Below are 18,094 nucleotides of genomic sequence, written 5' to 3'. Positions count from 1 at the left end.
TTGTTGATCTAGTCTTATTGTATACAATGATTCAGCTTTTTGATATGTAAAAGATAACTTAGAAATGAACATTACATACTCTGACTATGTTCTACCGAGGCATTTCCTGACAAAAGAAACCATCATCTGTTTTCCATTCTGCATATAATACATCTTCAAATTTAGTAATCCCTTTTTGCTTTATTTGTTTATAAAGCCATCCTTCATCAAAACCTGCTTCCCTCAAATTATCTTTCACTACTTTTCCATCACTAATTAATGAAATCGGTAAGTATACAGGTTTATGTTTTAAACTTAAATCATTTATAGTAGGAGATTCATATTTGCTTTTCTTCAGAACACTTATGTTTCCATTAGGTTCCAAAATCATATATTCAACTTCTCGGATTGAAAATATATCTTTTTGTTGTCTTAGCATTTGTTGTAGTTGATTAATGTCCAAATGATTTGAACTTAGTTGTTCCCGGTCAATATATCCATTACGGATAATGATTGACGGAGAGCCTTCAAAAAAACTTCTCGTCCCTCTAAATTTTTGCGTTATCACTTCTATTGTATAAATTAACACTACCCATACAAGTACTGCATATAAAATAGACCATACTTTTATTTCCGGATCATATATAGTATTTCCTACTAATTCTCCGAGAACTATGGCAGAAATAAAATCAAATGGCGTTAACTGAGATATTTGTGTCTTCCCTAATATTTTAGTAGCAATCAATAGCACAAAAAAACCAAAAAATAGTTCTATCGTTATTTGTCCTAGATGATTCATATATGCTCACCTTTCTGCTTTTCACTCAAATGCTCTATATTCTATTTAGTAAAAAGCCGGCACATTTTTTCTATTATCTTGCCCATTCATATCCAATAGATACAAAACAAAAAGAGTCTAGTTCAATTTAATAATTGAATTAGACTCTTTTATTTTCATTTAGAATACACAATCTTTTTAATCGTTTCTCCGGAAAGAAAATGCTCCTCCGCAAGTTGATGAATGGAAATTCCACTTTTAAACGCTTCTTTAATAGCTTTGTTTCTTTCATCTAGTTGTTTTCTTCCTCCAGATTGTGTACCCCACTTATAATGTTTTGTTTCTTGTTTTGGAATGTAAATTGTTTCACCTTGTATATACTTTTGAATTTCAGCAATTAAACTTTCTGGTAAAACCGTCGCAGCTTTAACATATTTCATTTCTGCTCGCCCCTTATTTTTTATGGTTCATTTCAATAAGGTGCAAAGCCAAATATAAAAAATGATACGAGCTCATTTAGGCGATTGTATATTACTTGTCTACCCCACGCAAAGTATCGCCATTTCCATACTTGGCTTTGCATGAGACGCTGCAGTGTCTGGCAATTGAATTGTAATCGCCATATCAATACCTCCTAATATACCTTTTGCATTTTATTATATGATAAATTTCTTCCCCTTGCATCCACATCCTTTTTAAAGCACGAAGTTACTTAGTTTGATATAATACTTTTTAGTCCAATCCAAAAGTATAGTGAGGTTGCGTTATGAAAAAGAATATAATCATTACAATCGTTACATTATTCATTATTACTGTAGCATTATTCGGAACATACAAATTGATGAACGCAAGAAGTTTTCAATTGTTTGGAGGTTTAACAAACCGAGTAGAAACAAATGAAAAAGTGATTGCTTTAACTTTTGATGATGGTCCTACTAACAATGTTAAACAAATATTACCGCTACTAGATCGATACAATGCAAAAGCTACTTTCTTTTTAATCGGAAATGAATTAGAGAAAAACCTATCGTTAGGAGAAGCTATCGTACACTCTGGACACCAACTTGGAAATCATACATATTCTCATAACAGAATGGTTTTTAAAACACCTTCTTTTATTAAAGAAGAAATAGAAAAAACGAATTCATTAATCCGCCAAACAGGATTTACAGGCGAAATTGATTTTAGACCACCTAACGGTAAAAAGCTAATTGGTCTGCCCTATTATTTAAATAAAAATAATATCGAAACAATCACATGGGACCTTGAACCTGATACTTTTTATACATCTACAGCTGATAAAATTGAATATGTTAGTAAAAATGTAAAACCAGGTTCTATCATTTTATTGCACCCTATGTACGATGAATCTAATGAAAATCTGCAAACTATTGAAGGTATTTTAGACTCTTTATCTAAAAAGGGCTATCAATTCGTGACAGTAAACGAATTGCAAAAAAAAGCAAAATAAAAAGGTAGCGTATCATATCTCGATACGCTACCTTTCTTTTATATAATTCCAAGCACATTTAGGAATACGATAATAATCGCAATTGGTGCAATATAGCGAAGTAAGAATAACCATAATACGAATAGTTTATAGCCTTTATTTTTACTTACACCAAGCTCTTTCATTAATACATCTTTCTTCATTTTTAAAGGGACAAAGATGGAAACTAATAAAACACCAAGTGGCATTAGTATGTTACTAACCGCATAGTCTGCTAAATCAAAAATTGTTTTCCCAAATGGTTTCACATCACTTAACAAACCAAACGATAAGGCTGATGGAACCCCTACAACAAAGATTAACAAGCCAACAATTAATGCCATTTTTTCACGTTTCCCTTTACTTTTACCTTTAGTTGTTAAAGACGCAACACTAATTTCTAACATCGAAATTGCTGATGTAATAGTAGCAAAGAAGAATAGTAATAAGAAAACAATGAAGAATAATTTTCCGAACGCCATTTTACTGAAAATAGCTGGTAATACGATAAATAATAGTCCCGGTCCTTGAGATGGTTCCATTCCAAATGCGAATACAACTGGGAAAATTGCTAGTCCTGCAAGTAATGTAATCACAAGCGTTAAAGCTACGATAGAAAATGCTGAACGCGGTAAACTTTCTTCTTTCGGTAAGTACGAGCTATACGTTACCATAACGGCTACACCAACAGATAGTGAGAAGAACGATTGCCCCATTGCATATAAAATGATTTCTGACGTTACGTTTGAGAAATCAGGTTGTAAGAAGAATCGAACTCCTTCTCCAGCACCGTCTAAAGTAAGTGCACGAACAATTAGTACAAAGAATAATACGAATAATGCTGGCATGAAATATTTATTTACTTTTTCAACACCATTTTGTACACCTTTACTTACGATAAAAATAGTAATAAGGATGAATAATAGCTGTGATCCAACTGCTAAATATGGATTGGAAATGATTTCACCAAACGTAGCTTCGTATGCCCCATTTCCTTCCCATAGTCTACCTGTAATTGCATTCCATAAATATAGTAAAATCCATCCCCCTACAACACTGTAGAAAGAAAGTAGTATGAAACAAGTTACAATCCCTAATTTACCCAACCAAGGCCATAGTGTTTTTGGTGCGATTTCGCTATACGCATCAACAGCCTCTTTTTGTGTACTTCTTCCGATAACGAATTCAGCTAATAATAGCGGTAAACCAATTAATAATGTGAAACCGATGAAAATAAGGAAGAACGCGCCGCCCCCTCCAATTCCGGCCATATACGGGAACTTCCAAATCGCCCCTAGACCAATTGCTGAACCTGCTGCAGCTAATACGAAACCTAATTTCGATGTCCATTGCTGTGAATTCATTTGTTAATCTCCTCTCTTTATCTTTTTCTGTTTTACAATCCGGTATTTATATTGTTCTATCCATACTCTTTTCTAATACGTTCACTTCCTCCCTAATAAAAAACGTCCCTACGTAAATACGTAGGGACGACAAAAATATCGCGGTACCACCCTAGTTGTGAAGATACACCAAAGTTAGGACCTAAATAAAAAACGTCCCTACGCAAATACGTAGGGACGATAAAATATCGCGGTACCACCCTAGTTATGAAGCCACACCAAAATTAGGACCTAAATAAAAAACGTCCCTACGTAAATACGTAGGGACGATAAATATCGCGGTACCACCCTAGTTGTGAAACAATCTTCACCACTTTATTTGATAACGGTATAAACTACCGTCTTTCATTTCCTCATAATGTGAGATTTATGAAAGATGCTCCAGGACGAACTTCATGAATAATCTATATACTGATTCACACCAACCATCAGCTCTCTGAAATAGGGAGATATTCACTACTATACCCTTTCATTGCCCAAATATTATTTTCCGAATTGATTACTATCATTTTTATCATACATTAAAAATAGTGTCAACTTATATTTCGAATTTTTATGCATTACATTCTATTTAAAGATTCAAAATATGACTTTTGTATGAATAGTATTAGAACATTTATGGTTTATACTGTATTAACTTCTCTAGCAGGTTTATAGTAGTATACGATAAATGCAAGACAGCACGAGTAGGAGGAAAGAATTTTGTCTACTTCAAAAGTTTTAAAAGGTACCGCTTTATTAAGTGGTGCAACAATGATTTCACGAATTTTAGGTTTTATATACTTTTTCCCCTTTCAATTATTAGTTGGAACGCAAGGGGTCGCTTTATATGGATACGCATACTCTTGGTACGGTATTTTATTAAGCTTTTCAACAGCTGGTATTCCTATTGCCGTCTCAAAATTTGTTGCAAAACATAATGCACTTGGTGATTATAGTACAAGTAAAAAATTGTATAACTCGAGCGTAAAATTAATGATGCTTATGGGCTTTTTAGGATTTTTAACTTTATTTATTGGAGCACCGTACATATCACAATTTATTATTCGCTCGAAAACACCAGATCCACAATTTATCGCAGACGTAACACTTACAATGCGAGCATTAAGCTTCGCGCTTATTATCGTACCAGCTATGAGTGTTACACGTGGTTATTTCCAAGGTTTTCAACATATGAAACCAAGTGCTGTTTCTCAAGTCGTAGAACAAATCGCACGTGTCGTTTTCATTTTAGTTGGTAGTTTTATCGTCTCAAAACTATTAGGAGGTTCAGTAGCTTCTTCTGTTGCAGTTGCTACATTTGGTGCTGTTATCGGGGCACTTGCAAGCGTCTCTATTTTAATGATGTACTGGAAAAAATATAATGGATTAAAACCTCCTGAAGGTGAGCTGAAAACGAGATCATCAAACATTCCGTTAAGAAGTATTTATATGGAATTACTACGTTATGCAATTCCAATTGTATTTGTAGGCATTGCAATCCCGCTCTATACGTTAGTAGATCAATATACCGTAGCTGATGTCCTTAGAGCAATGGGAGAACCTTTAGAAACCGCGAATGCAGTTTTCGCTTATATAACGAACTATGCCCAAAAGTTAATTATGATTCCGGCTTCACTTGCAACTGGATTCTCATTAACAATTATTCCGGCTATAACGAAATCATTTACAAGCGGGAAGCTAGATGAATTACAAGGACAAATTTCAAAGATATTTCAAGTATTATTATTCTTCACTATCCCAGCCGCATTCGGTCTTGCTAGTATCGCTTACGATGCATTCCGCATGGTTTATGTAAATCCTGAAATTGCACTTGGTGGATCACAATATTTAATTTCATTTGCACCTTCTGCTGTATTAAGTGCAATTTTCACAGTTTCAGCTGCTATATTACAAGGAATTGATTATCAAAGAAAAACAATGATTGCATTCTCAGCCGGTATTCTCGTTAAAATTGTGGTGAACACACCGCTCTTACATTTATTCGGTGGACATGGTGCTGTACTTGGAACAATTCTCGGATATCTCGTTTCAAATATTATTATGTTGTACTGCATCGTTAAGTTTGCGAAATTTAAAATTGGCGAAACAGCAAAAACAGTATTTCTTATTACGATTTACTCCGCAGCAATGTCTGCTGTTGTGATCGTATTAAGAGCATTTATAAGCTGGATTATTCCTGGCCAATCTTATGTAGAATCACTGATTATTGTATTTATATGCGCATCAGCAGGAGGACTTGTTTATCTTTTATTCGTATTAACGAGTGGACTTGCTTCGCATATTCTCGGTGATAGGATTCGACGATTACCTGTATTAGGAAAGTTAGTAAAATAAAAAAACAAGAGATGTAACGCGTTGTTACATCTCTTGTTTTTTTACTTCGCATATTGAATGCGCTTTTGTTGTTCAGCAATATTTAATTCTGGAGCATATTGTTCTACTAAATGTAATACCTCTTCGATCAACACTTCTAACTCCTGTACACTATACTCTGGTTCCCCTATCAGCGTATCCGCCATACGCTCATATAGATTTTCAGGTTTAATATTCATACGCTCTACATTATAAGCCATCCATTTAAATGCAGGATGGTGCACGTACATTCTATTCAAACCGAATAAAACACCGAATAAATCCCTTTGTACTTCACAAATAACATCATAAAGCATAAGCCAGTCTTTTCGTTTTAAAAGCGCCTCTCGATTATGCCAACGATTGCTTAACCAAAGGTTTTCTGAAATCATCCTTTTCGCCAGTTCTTCTGGAAATGCTTCAACTCTTTCTTTTAGAGCATGTACTTTTACTTCTCCATACAAACTCACACCATCATGAACCGATGATACAATACATTGTTTCTCATAATTTATATCATACTGCTCTATAACTTCTGAAATAATTTTTTCTACTGTCAATGTTAAAAAGTTACTAATCTCTAGTTTAATTCCTTCTTTCGTCAAATACGTTTCCGACCATTCTTCGTCCTCGTAAGGATGATATGACAAAATCGTTCCACCAATATTATTAATTGGACCTAGACGCTCTTCATCCTCTGGTGGTTCTGACCATAAAATATGTAATTCAATATCTGAATGTTCATCTTCTAACTTTCTCGCTACAGATCCTGCTAAAATAATAGCTTCGACTTTCTGGTTTTGCCTATAAATCTCCGACACCTCTATCGCTTTCTCTTTTAATCCCATTGCATTTCCCCCTAAAACTGCAGTACTCCCCTTACTTTTCATTTATCTATTTCGATATTAAACATTATATTACCTTTTCAAATTTCCACTAAATCATATTTCTACCCAATAACGCTGAACAATTTCGCCAGAATTAGAAGAAACTACTTCATTTTCTAGCACACCGCCAACCTTTTGAATCGTTTTAGCCGAACCAACATTAGCTTTATCACAAGTTATTAGCACTTTCTTCAACCCGAATTTTTGCGCCTCAGCCAATGAAAGTTGCAGTTGCTCAGTTGCATAACCTTGGCGACGTTTATTCGGATGAACACTATAACCGATATGACCGCTTTCCCACAATAACTCTGGATTTAACCGGTGTCGAATATTCACAAAACCTATTATTTTTCCATTCTCAACACTAACAAACTGACTAGATGGCACTCGATTAGATGGTAAATTTTTTCCTTCTTCTTGTGTACATACTTTTTCAAACCATTCACCAATAGAATCGAAATTTTGTAAAGAACAACTACCGTGCGGTTCTTCTCCTGAATGTAAAAATGCCTGCCTATACTCCATAATTTGTTCGCTATATTCGTATGTTGGTTTCAATAGCTTCATTGTCATTCTCCCCACTCACCCATTATCTATTTTTCTAAAAGAAACACCTTAATAGGGGATTTTCATCCTTACTATTAAGGGCTTCTATCACTTTTATTCAAATAGCCCCATACTTAAATAGCGCTCCCCTGTATCAGGTGCAATACATAAAACCTTTTTACCAGCACCTAAGCGTTTTGCAATCATAATTGCTGCGTACACAGAAGCTCCTGAAGATGGTCCTACTAATAAGCCTTCTTGTCTTGCTAAGTTTCTCATTGTAGTTAATGCTTCTTCATCCGCAATTTGAATAATTTCGTTATACACTTCTGTATTTAAGTTTTTTGGAATAAACCCTGGGCTTGTTCCGACTAGTTTATGAGGGCCTGGAACACCACCAGATAACACTGGTGATCCTTTCGGTTCTACTACGGCAATATATAAGTTTGGTAGTTTCTCTTTTAACGTTTCACCGGTCCCTGTAATTGTTCCACCTGTTCCTGCGGTTGCTACAAATGCATCAAGTTCTCCATCCATTTGTTCATAAATTTCAAGTGCAGTCGTATAACGATGAATATTCGGATTTGCTGGGTTTTCAAATTGCTGCGGAATAAAACTATTTGGAATTTCTTTTTGTAACGCTACCGCCTTCGCAATTGCTCCTGGCATTCTTTGTTCTGCTGGTGTTAAAACTACTTCTGCGCCGTATGCTTTCAATAAATTAATACGCTCTTTGGACATATTATCTGGCATAATTAAAATAGCTTTATACCCTTTAGCAGCTGCATTCATCGCTAAGCCAATTCCTGTATTTCCACTTGTCGGTTCAATAATTGTATCACCTGGCTTAATGAGACCATGTTCCTCAGCAATATGAATTAAGTTATAGGCAGCGCGATCTTTCACACTGCGTGACGGATTAAACATTTCCAGTTTTACATACACATCCGCTGCGTCCTCTGGAATAAATTTAGATAATCGGACGACAGGTGTATCTCCTATTAATTCTGTAACGTTTTCACATAATTTCATAGCGCATCCCCTATTCTATCGTTTTCTTATCATTTGGCAGTAACAATGAAGTAAGTCCAATTAATGGTAAACCACTACATAATAGCATAATAAATTGAAGACTATACATATCAGCTAATTTCCCAAGGACTACAGCACCTAATGCTCCAAGACCAAACGCAAGACCGACAATTAATCCTGACACCATTCCAACTTTCCCTGGAACAAGTTCTTGTGCATATACAACGATTACACTAAAACTACTAGAGCTAATAAATCCAATGCATAAAAATAACGGTACAACCCACATAAGAGAAACGTGAGGTAACAATAGTGCAAGCGGCGCTGAACCGAGCATCGAAAAGACAATAATCTTTTTCTTACCGAATTTATCTGCTAACGGACCACCAAAGAACGTACCTAATACACCAGCAATCATAAATGCGAATACAAAATATTGCGCATTTTTTATAGATAAACCGTAATGCTCAATTAAGTAAAATTGATAGAAATTCCCGATACCAGCACCGTACCAAGAACGTACAAAAGTAAGAAAAACAAGAAGTATAATAACGAATTTAATGTGCGTACTTACAATTGCATTTTCCGCCTCAAGCGCAGCCCTCTTTTTCCTTCTTACAGCACCAGTTGCTAATTCATTTTTATACCAATTAGACACAGAAATTAACAATACAATTCCTACTGCTGCAAAGGCTGTAAAGCCTAAAGAACCAATTTGACCGAGCGGAACGAAAATTAATGCTGTAAAAATAGGTGCTAGAGAATTCCCTGTATTTCCTCCAACTTGATAAATCGCTTGCGCTAAACCTCGTTTTGCACCGGCTGCCATATAAGCAACACGAGCGCCCTCTGGATGAAAGACCGCGGAACCTAATCCAATAAATAAAACAGAAATAATAACAATTATAAAGTTCGGTGCAAATGCGAGTCCAATCATCCCAAGCATACTCGAAAACATACCGAGCGGTAATAAAAATGGTGACGGCTTCTTATCTGAATACATCCCAAAAACCGGCTGCATAATCGATGACGTCATATTTAACGCAAACGCAATCCACCCTACTTGCATATAGGATAAATTCATCGTTTTTTCCAAAATAGGAAACAACGCGGGCACAACCGCTTGCATCGAATCATTCAAAAAATGTCCGAAACTAATCGCAAATAATATTCGATATATTGTCGGTGTTTCTACTGTATTTTTTTGTGAAACTGCCTGCATATGTGTATTTCTCCTTCCTGTACAAAATATATATTTATTACAGTTAGTGTAATAAATTTAGACTTTAATCAGAAAAAATTCTGAGTTTTGAAACATTTCTATTCTATACTGGTTTCATTTCTTTTTCCAGAAATTCAACTTCTAAAAAAATATGTTTTTTCTATCTGCTTTGTCGGATTTATTTATATGAACTCTTTGTATTTTCTTTTATACTAAGGCAGGACGAAAGGAAGGCTTGCAACTATGAAGAAAAAGACGATCCTAAAACATATTAGGATCGCCTTTTTTTATTAAATAGAAAAACGCTTATATTTCTCATAATCACTCGTCTTACATTCTAGTGCCATTTTCGTACCTTCGTTTTCATAACTCGTAGATAAAACGTGTGCATGATTGTTGAAATACGAAACTACCTGCCCTTGATCATACGGAATTAACATTTCACACTTCGTATACTCTTTATAAATGTGTGAACGAACTACTTCTACAAGCTCTTTAATTCCAACATGTTTCTTCGCAGATAGATAAACGCGATCTTCTTGCACTTTCGGAATTTCAACATCTACCAAATCTGATTTGTTATATGCATATATCGTCGGGATATTTTCCACGCCAATTTTCTTTAACGTTTCATTTGTAATATCAATTAATTGCTCATAATTGGGATTTGAGTAATCTACAACGTGAATAAGTAAATCTGCTTCCGCCACTTCCTCTAGCGTTGAACGGAATGCTTTCACAAGATGATGCGGTAACTTACTTACAAATCCAACAGTATCCGTTAATAAAAATGATTTATTATCCGGCAAATCAATATTTCGTACAGATGTCTCTAACGTCGCAAATAACATATCTTTTTCAAATACTTGTTTCTCTACAGTACCATTAAAAATTTTAAGCATTGTATTCATTATCGTTGATTTACCTGCATTCGTATATCCTACTAACGACACAACTGGAATTTCATTTTTCTTACGTTGTTTACGCTGCGTTTGGCGCTGTGCAACAAGTGCTTCTAATTCTTTATTTAGAGCCGCAATTTGTTCTTCAATTTTACGACGATCTAATTCCAACTTCTTCTCACCGACACCTTTATTTTTCGTGCCAACTCCCCCGCTTTGTCTTCCTAAAGATTCACGAAGACCGATTAAACGAGGCATCATGTACTGAAGATGGGCCACTTCTACTTGCAACTGCGCTTCTTTCGTTTTCGCACGTTGCGCAAAGATATCTAAAATTAAAATGGTACGATCAATTACTTTACAATCTAAATCCTCTTCTAAATTTCGAATTTGTGAAGGAGATAATTCGTCATTAAAGATGACCATATTTGCATCTGCTTCTTTCACATACGCTGCTACTTCTTCAATCTTCCCTTTTCCAATATAATGCGACGGATTTACTCGTTGTAAATTTTGCGTCACTTGACCGATTACTTCCACATCACAAGCTTCCGTAAGATTTGCTAACTCTTCCATCGAATATGCAAAATCAGCTTCCTTACCTAAATTCACTCCAACTAATATTGCTCTTTGTAATAATTCTTCCATATATTTATTCCTCCATTTCGATTACGCAAAATAAAAAACACAGGTCACTGCCTGTGTTTTCGTAAACGGATAAGGGTTCACCAAAGAAATAGAAGAAAGCAGTGCTTTCGTCCTATACATGGTCAAAAAGTCCCAAGATAGTATACGTATCCAACAAGTGTTCACCTATACTATCCCATTCTATTTATAAAGGCAAAACAAAAAGAGGGCGTATTCGTCCCTCCCTCTTTTTCACATATAAGCTTAATAAAGGGTTCCTTTAAAATAGGCAGACCAATCCCGTTCACTCTGTACACAGACAGAGCCTTTGAGCGCTATTCAATTATTGGCACAAAGTATTGAGACGTAATCTGATTAAGATCAAAGGAAGCCCCTCCGTTCATTTTAAGTTACATAAAGTGTAGCATAAGTAATTCGCTTTCACAAGATTAAACCACCTATAGAAACAGAAAGAAAATCTTTATATTTTTACTTTAATCGTCATTTTTTGCGAGTTCTTCTCACAATAAAAATAACAACAGCAATTAACAATAACACACCTATAGAAATGATAGTTACTTGCCACCAACTTAAACCGCTTACCATTTCATCTTTTAAATCCACTTTCTTCGTCGGAACCGACTCTTTTGCAATATGACTTAAAGCATTTTTCTCAATCTCTGCCTCATCTAATCTCTTCGTTCCACTGCAGATAGATGTCTCTAACTTTTCCTCTCCTCTATAAGAAGAAAAGACTAAGTACTCTCCTCCCTCTGCAAAACGAAATGCACAGCTACTTACACTTGTATATATAATAATTCGCGAAGAACTTGTCCCTTTCCAAATTTTCTTCACTTCAAATAATGTTTTAATTCCGCCTTCACCTTTCTCTTGAACTTCTAACACCTTACCTTCAAACACCACATCATTTTTTTGAAATGCATCTTCTGGTGATACATTAATACAGTCACAAGCATAAGATTTCTCTGGCAAAATAAAAAAAGTAAAGCTACAAATTAAAACAAGAGACAACAAATAAATGATTCTTTTCAAGAATCTCAGACCCCTTCAAAGTATCAATTTTAGAAGCTTTCCGTATATTATTTGGACATCACTCCTCAAATCCCTTTCTATTTATTAAAATATATTAATTTTATTAAACAGAAAATCTTTATTGACATTTTTATAACCTGATATTAGTATCAGGTTATAAAAATAAGTTAGGAGATGTTCCTATGAATTCTAAATCTCGTATTACCGCAATTGGTACTTATGTTCCAGATCAAGTATTGTCTAATAACGATTTAGAAAAGATGGTCCATACGAATGATGAATGGATTGTACAAAGAACAGGCATGAAAGAAAGAAGAATTGCTAACGAAGACGAATACTCCTCACACTTAGCCATTAAAGCAATCGAAAATTTGTGTACAACATATAAGAAAAACTTAGAGGATATTGACTGTATCATCGTCGCTACAACTACTGCTGACTATGTTTTCCCTAGTGTTGCTTGCCAAATACAACAATACTTCAACATACCTCATACACTAGCTTTTGATTTAAATGCGACTTGCGCTGGTTTCACATACGGACTGCATGTCGGTAATAGCTTAATCACTTCTGGATCACATCAAAAAGTACTCGTCATAGCGACAGAGACATTATCTAAAGTTACTGATTACACCGATAGAACGTCCTGTATTTTGTTCGGTGATGGCGCTGGAGCTATTTTATTAGAAAGAGATGAAAACAAACCAAGCTTTATCGCTGCTCACATGGGAACAAACGGTGACGGTGGCATTCATCTATACAGAACAAACTTATCTACTACTATGAATGGCACACCACTACAAACAAGTGAAAAAATTGTTCAAAATGGAAGAGAAGTATATAAATGGGCTGTACGAACAGTACCATACAGCATAAAAGAACTATTACATACTGCAAATTTGCAAATAGATGATATAGACTGGTTCATACCACATAGTGCTAACTTAAGAATGATTGAATCTATTTGCGAAAAATCAAAAATATCTATTCAAAAAACATTAACGAGTGTGGAAGATATGGGGAATACATCTTCCGTCTCTATTCCACTCGCTTTAGATTTAGCTAGAAAAAAAGGAAGATTAAATAACGGAGACACACTTTTGCTATACGGATTTGGTGGTGGGCTTACGCATTTAGGGCTTATTGTGGCATGGGATTTAAGTTAAATACATTAAAAAGAAGTTCTAGGGAATAACTAGAACCTCTTTTTAATTTCATGAAATTTATTTACCTATCCGAGACCATATCACAACTGGAATAAGCAGTAGGGCTACAGCCCCTCCCGCTAATGATAATGCCGCATAACTGGAATTAGCTACTACCATTCCTGACATCGCTCCACCTGAAGCTCCGGCTAACGCAATAAAAACATCTATTTTCCCTTGTGTTTTAGCACGTGTAGAAGGAGTTGTGGAGTCAACGATTTGTGCTGTACCACAAATCAATCCGAGATTCCATCCTAATCCAAGTAAAGAAAGAGCAACAATTAATAATAATAAAGAATCACTCGGTGCTATCGCAGCTATGACACCCGCTGCAAGTAAAATCATCCCACCAGCTATACTCATCGTAGTACGGCCAATTTTATCAATTAACATTCCTGTAACAAGCGATGGAAGGTACATTGCACCTACATGAAAACCAATCACGAGACCTACTGCACTTAAACCATGACCGTGGTGTCCCATATGAACTGGCGTCATCGTCATAATCGCAACCATCACTATTTGAGTAAGTATCATAACGATTGCTCCAACGGTAACACCACGCTTATTCTCTATTATTTCTTCTGTTACTGGTTGCCCTTTATATGTATGTTCCTGTTTATATCTTTCTATTATGTTAGCAATAATTAACGGATCTGGACGAAGCATAACAAAAAGAACAAGACCCGCAAGTATAAATGCCGCTGCTGATAATATGAACGGACCAGCAAGGTTAGGAATTCCAATTGAATCAGCAAAATCCCCCATTACACCTACTAAATTCGGACCAGCCACCGCACCAAAAGTCGTCATAACCATCGTAATACTAATAGCAGTTGCTCGCTGCTTCTTATCTGCTAAATCGGTACCAGCATAACGAGCTTGTAGATTCGTCGCTGTACCTGCACCGTATATGAGTAAAGAAACTAGTAAAAGAATAATACTATTTGTTAACGCAGCCAATACAACTCCAATAGCCCCTAGTCCCCCTATTATAAACCCTGTTGCAAGTCCTATTCGGCGACCATATTTTTGCGATAACTTCCCAACAAAGAAAGCCGCTACCGCAGATCCCATTGTAAACATAGCAGCCGGTAATCCTGCATACGCATCCGTCCCAAGCATTTGCTGTGCAAGAAGTGCACCTACTGTAATTCCAGCAGCTAATCCCGCTCCGCCAAACATTTGTGAAATACTTACGATTATTAACGTTCGTTTATATAATTTTTGTTGCTCTTCTTCTGTATACATACGCTTACTTATTAAAGCATCTGCTGTATCTATCATTTCCTCACCCTCCCTATGAAACTAATATCTCTTGTTAATGTACTATAAAACAACAAAATCCCAAAATTTAAAGCGCTTAAATTTATCCATATTTCGTTACTCCTACACCTTAAATAAGGCTAAGTTCCTTTCGTGAAGAAACTTAGCAAAAAAATTATTGTTTCCAAATAATGATTAAAGTGCGATTTATTATAAATACCATCCCAAGAATAATAGCTAAGGTTATTTGATCAACAACATATAGAGCAACTGAGGTAACTCCAAACAATATAATTTCCAACATAAACCTATATGGTTCTGGCAGCTTTAATGATGCTTTAGGTGCAATGAAAATCCCCCATATTGTCGCAAAAAGTAGTGGTGAGCCAATGCCAAAAATAAATTTCACATATACACTTTCCCAAAATTGAAAGCCCCAGTAACATAGTGATGCAAGAGCACATAATTCTAGAAAAAATCGAATCGCTAAATTTATAGGTTTTATAAACATTTAAAGAACACCCCTTTGAAAAATATATTTAAAATCCTATGAAAATAATATTATGCATCCGTTATTTGAACTTGATACGTGCCCATTCATGACATGTAAAAAAACAATTATACAACTTATTAATATAATTCAGTTTACCTTTCTAAACTTCAAAAACTTGATCTTGACGGATAATGAATGAAAGCAAATACTTAATGACAGTGATACATATGCCTATAATCACAAAATAAAGAACTCCACGGTTTACGTTTCGCCCATTACCGAGGAGTTCCCAAAATAACTCTATAAATTTTTTTGACAGCTAACGTTCCATAATTAAAATGCGATTCATATTTAGCCTATTCCCCTACTACTCTTTCTTAAAGCTTCCCCTTCCTAAAACAACAAACTTACTACAGCACAAACTAAAATAATTGGTACACTCGCTTTATATAAATATATAAAATACTTCCAACTAAAAAGCTGTCTTGTAATTTGGGTTTACCAAATTACAAGACAGCTTCCCTTCATATTTCCTATACAAACCTTTTTACTATTTGACTCCTGCATCTTGCACAGATTCAATTTTCTTTTTCTTTCCTTCTTTTATTTCATTATAATAAGAAGGTAATTCTATATTATGCTCTAAGAAATAATCCTCAATTAATGAAATAATTACTTTCAATGTTTTCAAACGGGCGTATAATTTATCATTACTCGCGATAATATGCCATTTTGCATTCGGCTTATTTGTATTTTCAAACATGTCTTCTATTGCTTCGACATACTCATCCCATTTTTCACGATTTCGCCAGTCTTCATCTGTAATTTTCCACCTTTTAAGAGGGTTGTTCTCTCTTTCTGTAAATCTCTTTAACTGCTCATCTTTACTAATATGATAGAAAAACTTTCCTATTATGTAATGATCATCTGTTAATAGTTTTTCGAAATCATTAATTTCATCATACGCTCTCGTCCACTCTTCGTTTGTAGCAAAGCCTTCAACACGTTCAACTAATACACGCCCATACCATGAACGGTCGAATATAGTAATTTGCCCGTACTGAGGCAGTTTCCGCCAAAAACGTTGCAAATAATGATACCGTTTTTCATGAGGAGCAGGCGCTCCAATTGGATTTACTTGGAATCCGCGTGGATCAAGATGTTCAGTCACTCGCTTAATTGCTCCGCCTTTACCTGCCGCATCCCAACCTTCCATAACCATCATAACGGCTATTTTCTCTTCTTTTAATATTTGCTGTAGTGCCAATAAGCGCATTTGATATTTTTCAAGTTTCTTATTGTACTTAGATTTTGATTCAATTCTTTTCGTTAAATCTACTTTAGCAAGATGCTCTTTTTCCATCAAACGAATCCCCCTTGTTATATGACAATGTTATTTTAACATATTTATTGGTAATTTTTTCATATTAATATCTCTTTTAACTAATACTCGTACCCCTCCACCTATATCTATCTTTTATAAGTTGGACGCTACTTTATATTAATAAATTAATCCCCCTGATATGCTTTTTCGTATCCTTTAGCAAGCATTTATTATTAATCAAAAAAACAAAATAAGGAAACTATGCCGAAAAATCTCTACACAGTTTCCTTGTTTTTTTAAATGTGCGTGTGACATACTTGGGAAGATTAATAACGAAAAGATAGGAGCTCTATCGATTCACTTATACTACAAACGAATTACAGGCGGAATATCTCCTTCTCGTAAAAAGTAAGCAAACACTGTAAATCCAATAATTAATATTGAAAATAATGTTATTATAATTCCACCTGGTAGTGTTAGAAAAATAGTATTCAAGCTACTCTTCATAGAGAAAGCAATCGAGTATATTCCTAGCAGAAGACTGATTATAGCAATAGCCACATAAACCACTACCGCATACCATGGATTGAGTTCCAATAAAACAACAGAAATAAATATATACAAAAATAACAGTTGTAGAAACATGCTGCTTCCCATACTTACTAATTCTTTCAATATACCCTCCCCTAAACTACATGGTATATTATCTTAAAAAGAGAAGATAATAACAAATAAATCCTTTAAAGAATGGGAGCTCTCTAAAGATGAAACGAAAAATATTTTCTCTCTTTGCACTAATCTGCTTAGCACTACCAATACAAGCTAGTGCATACACATTTCAATCACTACCAGTTGCGTCAAAGTCTAAACAGTGGTATATCGAAATTGACAAATCTCATAACTCAAACAAGCAAGCCGTGCAGCCAAAACAAGGTGTATATGATACGTATAGTTTACTCTTAAAAAATATTGGTAATGATGTTGCAAATGTATCGGTGGAAATACTTGATAACACACCTACATCTAAAGCTACCTTTAATCCTACTTCATCTAATAACAACGTTTCAAAAAGTCATACAAGCTTTGACTACATGGTATTCCCATTAGACTTTAATAGCCATAATTTTAAAGTTGTCATTACTTGGGAAGAAAAGAATTTCTCTTACAACGGTCATCCAGTACATGAGAGTAAAAAAATGAAGCAAACATTTGTGTTTAATGAAGAGTAAGTCCTAATTTGATTAGGGCTTACTCTTTATTTACAAAACCCGTTTGAATTGCTTCTGTCACTTCTTTTGCAATATGTATTTTTGTAGCGTCTACACAGATTTTTTTGTCCCAAACATGTATGGAAGGCTCTTCATTAGACAAATGCTTAATTAAGATGAGTCGATTATATGTCATTTTATTTTCTATAGGAGCAGCAATATACACCGTGAAATTCCTTGCTTCAAATACCTTTTCTCCCAAAACGTATTTACATCCCAACTCATGTACTACTAAATCATGTAGGTTTTCTATAGTCATATACCA

18 protein-coding genes and 1 other annotated feature are annotated in these 18,094 nt (G+C 35.0%); of the genes, 4 read left to right on the top strand and 14 right to left on the bottom strand.

Annotated features, from left to right (window positions below):
* Positions 1–91 precede the first annotated feature (91 nt).
* On the bottom strand, positions 92–778 hold the full coding sequence (locus NSQ69_RS09260) for a DUF421 domain-containing protein (protein ID WP_002126773.1): 687 nt from the start codon (positions 776–778) through the stop codon (positions 92–94).
* Positions 779–933: 155 nt separating this feature from the next.
* Positions 934–1,197: a CD3324 family protein gene (locus NSQ69_RS09255; RefSeq protein ID WP_002012161.1), complete on the bottom strand. Its 264-nt coding sequence runs from the start codon at positions 1,195–1,197 to the stop codon at positions 934–936.
* A gap of 326 nt (positions 1,198–1,523) precedes the next feature.
* Here NSQ69_RS09255 and NSQ69_RS09250 point away from each other — a divergent pair, with 326 nt between their 5' ends.
* Complete coding sequence (locus NSQ69_RS09250) at positions 1,524–2,228, top strand: polysaccharide deacetylase family protein (protein WP_002126769.1); 705 nt, start codon at positions 1,524–1,526, stop codon at positions 2,226–2,228.
* A gap of 38 nt (positions 2,229–2,266) precedes the next feature.
* Here the strand turns inward: NSQ69_RS09250 and NSQ69_RS09245 are convergent, their stop codons facing one another.
* Positions 2,267–3,610 (bottom strand): sodium-dependent transporter, encoded by a 1,344-nt coding sequence (locus NSQ69_RS09245; RefSeq protein WP_002126767.1) that lies wholly within the window; start codon positions 3,608–3,610, stop codon positions 2,267–2,269.
* Positions 3,611–3,908: 298 nt separating this feature from the next.
* Positions 3,909–4,131, bottom strand: a binding site (T-box leader).
* Positions 4,132–4,351: 220 nt separating this feature from the next.
* Between NSQ69_RS09245 and NSQ69_RS09240 the strand changes: the two genes are divergently transcribed.
* Positions 4,352–5,986: a putative polysaccharide biosynthesis protein gene (locus NSQ69_RS09240; protein WP_341099193.1), complete on the top strand. Its 1,635-nt coding sequence runs from the start codon at positions 4,352–4,354 to the stop codon at positions 5,984–5,986.
* 41 nt (positions 5,987–6,027) lie between these two features.
* Here NSQ69_RS09240 and NSQ69_RS09235 read toward each other — a convergent pair whose 3' ends face one another.
* The 6 genes from NSQ69_RS09235 to NSQ69_RS09210 all read right to left on the bottom strand — a co-directional run bounded on the left by NSQ69_RS09235 (position 6,028) and on the right by NSQ69_RS09210 (position 12,273).
* Positions 6,028–6,852 carry a DUF4037 domain-containing protein gene (locus NSQ69_RS09235; RefSeq protein WP_003188604.1) on the bottom strand — a complete coding sequence of 275 codons (825 nt, stop codon included), beginning with the start codon at positions 6,850–6,852 and terminating at the stop codon, positions 6,028–6,030.
* A 93-nt stretch (positions 6,853–6,945) separates the two neighbouring features.
* Complete coding sequence (locus tag NSQ69_RS09230) at positions 6,946–7,458, bottom strand: GNAT family N-acetyltransferase (RefSeq protein ID WP_050000209.1); 513 nt, start codon at positions 7,456–7,458, stop codon at positions 6,946–6,948.
* Positions 7,459–7,551: 93 nt separating this feature from the next.
* The gene (gene cysK, locus NSQ69_RS09225) at positions 7,552–8,469 is read right to left on the bottom strand and encodes a cysteine synthase A (RefSeq protein ID WP_002126763.1); all 918 of its coding nucleotides are present in this window, start codon (positions 8,467–8,469) and stop codon (positions 7,552–7,554) included.
* Positions 8,470–8,479: 10 nt separating this feature from the next.
* Positions 8,480–9,691: an MFS transporter gene (locus NSQ69_RS09220; protein ID WP_033730393.1), complete on the bottom strand. Its 1,212-nt coding sequence runs from the start codon at positions 9,689–9,691 to the stop codon at positions 8,480–8,482.
* A 290-nt stretch (positions 9,692–9,981) separates the two neighbouring features.
* On the bottom strand, positions 9,982–11,241 hold the full coding sequence (gene hflX, locus NSQ69_RS09215) for a GTPase HflX (RefSeq protein ID WP_078203073.1): 1,260 nt from the start codon (positions 11,239–11,241) through the stop codon (positions 9,982–9,984).
* Between the two features lie 480 nt (positions 11,242–11,721).
* Positions 11,722–12,273 carry a hypothetical protein gene (locus tag NSQ69_RS09210; protein WP_016126767.1) on the bottom strand — a complete coding sequence of 184 codons (552 nt, stop codon included), beginning with the start codon at positions 12,271–12,273 and terminating at the stop codon, positions 11,722–11,724.
* A gap of 182 nt (positions 12,274–12,455) precedes the next feature.
* Between NSQ69_RS09210 and NSQ69_RS09205 the strand changes: the two genes are divergently transcribed.
* The gene (locus tag NSQ69_RS09205) at positions 12,456–13,439 is read left to right on the top strand and encodes a ketoacyl-ACP synthase III (RefSeq protein ID WP_113708699.1); all 984 of its coding nucleotides are present in this window, start codon (positions 12,456–12,458) and stop codon (positions 13,437–13,439) included.
* A gap of 57 nt (positions 13,440–13,496) precedes the next feature.
* Here NSQ69_RS09205 and NSQ69_RS09200 read toward each other — a convergent pair whose 3' ends face one another.
* The 4 genes from NSQ69_RS09200 to NSQ69_RS09185 all read right to left on the bottom strand — a co-directional run bounded on the left by NSQ69_RS09200 (position 13,497) and on the right by NSQ69_RS09185 (position 17,236).
* Entirely contained in the window at positions 13,497–14,765 is a 1,269-nt protein-coding gene (locus NSQ69_RS09200; RefSeq protein WP_002126758.1) for an MFS transporter, read from the bottom strand.
* 154 nt (positions 14,766–14,919) lie between these two features.
* On the bottom strand, positions 14,920–15,255 hold the full coding sequence (locus NSQ69_RS09195; protein ID WP_002064764.1) for a YrdB family protein: 336 nt from the start codon (positions 15,253–15,255) through the stop codon (positions 14,920–14,922).
* A 532-nt stretch (positions 15,256–15,787) separates the two neighbouring features.
* Positions 15,788–16,600 (bottom strand): polyphosphate kinase 2 family protein, encoded by an 813-nt coding sequence (locus NSQ69_RS09190; protein ID WP_002126756.1) that lies wholly within the window; start codon positions 16,598–16,600, stop codon positions 15,788–15,790.
* A gap of 327 nt (positions 16,601–16,927) precedes the next feature.
* Entirely contained in the window at positions 16,928–17,236 is a 309-nt protein-coding gene (locus NSQ69_RS09185) for a hypothetical protein (RefSeq protein WP_016126765.1), read from the bottom strand.
* Between the two features lie 89 nt (positions 17,237–17,325).
* On the opposite strand from NSQ69_RS09185, the gene NSQ69_RS09180 reads away from it, so the two are divergent.
* Positions 17,326–17,790, top strand: a complete 465-nt coding sequence (locus NSQ69_RS09180) for a hypothetical protein (protein WP_016126764.1) — start codon at positions 17,326–17,328, stop codon at positions 17,788–17,790.
* Positions 17,791–17,809: 19 nt separating this feature from the next.
* Here NSQ69_RS09180 and NSQ69_RS09175 read toward each other — a convergent pair whose 3' ends face one another.
* Positions 17,810–18,088, bottom strand: a complete 279-nt coding sequence (locus NSQ69_RS09175; protein ID WP_341099190.1) for a hypothetical protein — start codon at positions 18,086–18,088, stop codon at positions 17,810–17,812.
* Positions 18,089–18,094 lie beyond the last annotated feature (6 nt).

The sequence above is a fragment of the Bacillus sp. FSL R10-2201 genome (genome assembly GCF_038008665.1).
GTDB classification, from domain to species: domain Bacteria; phylum Bacillota; class Bacilli; order Bacillales; family Bacillaceae_G; genus Bacillus_A; species Bacillus_A mycoides.
The sequence above is the reverse complement of the archived record's forward strand: the minus strand, read 5'-3'. Positions and strand labels throughout refer to the sequence as shown.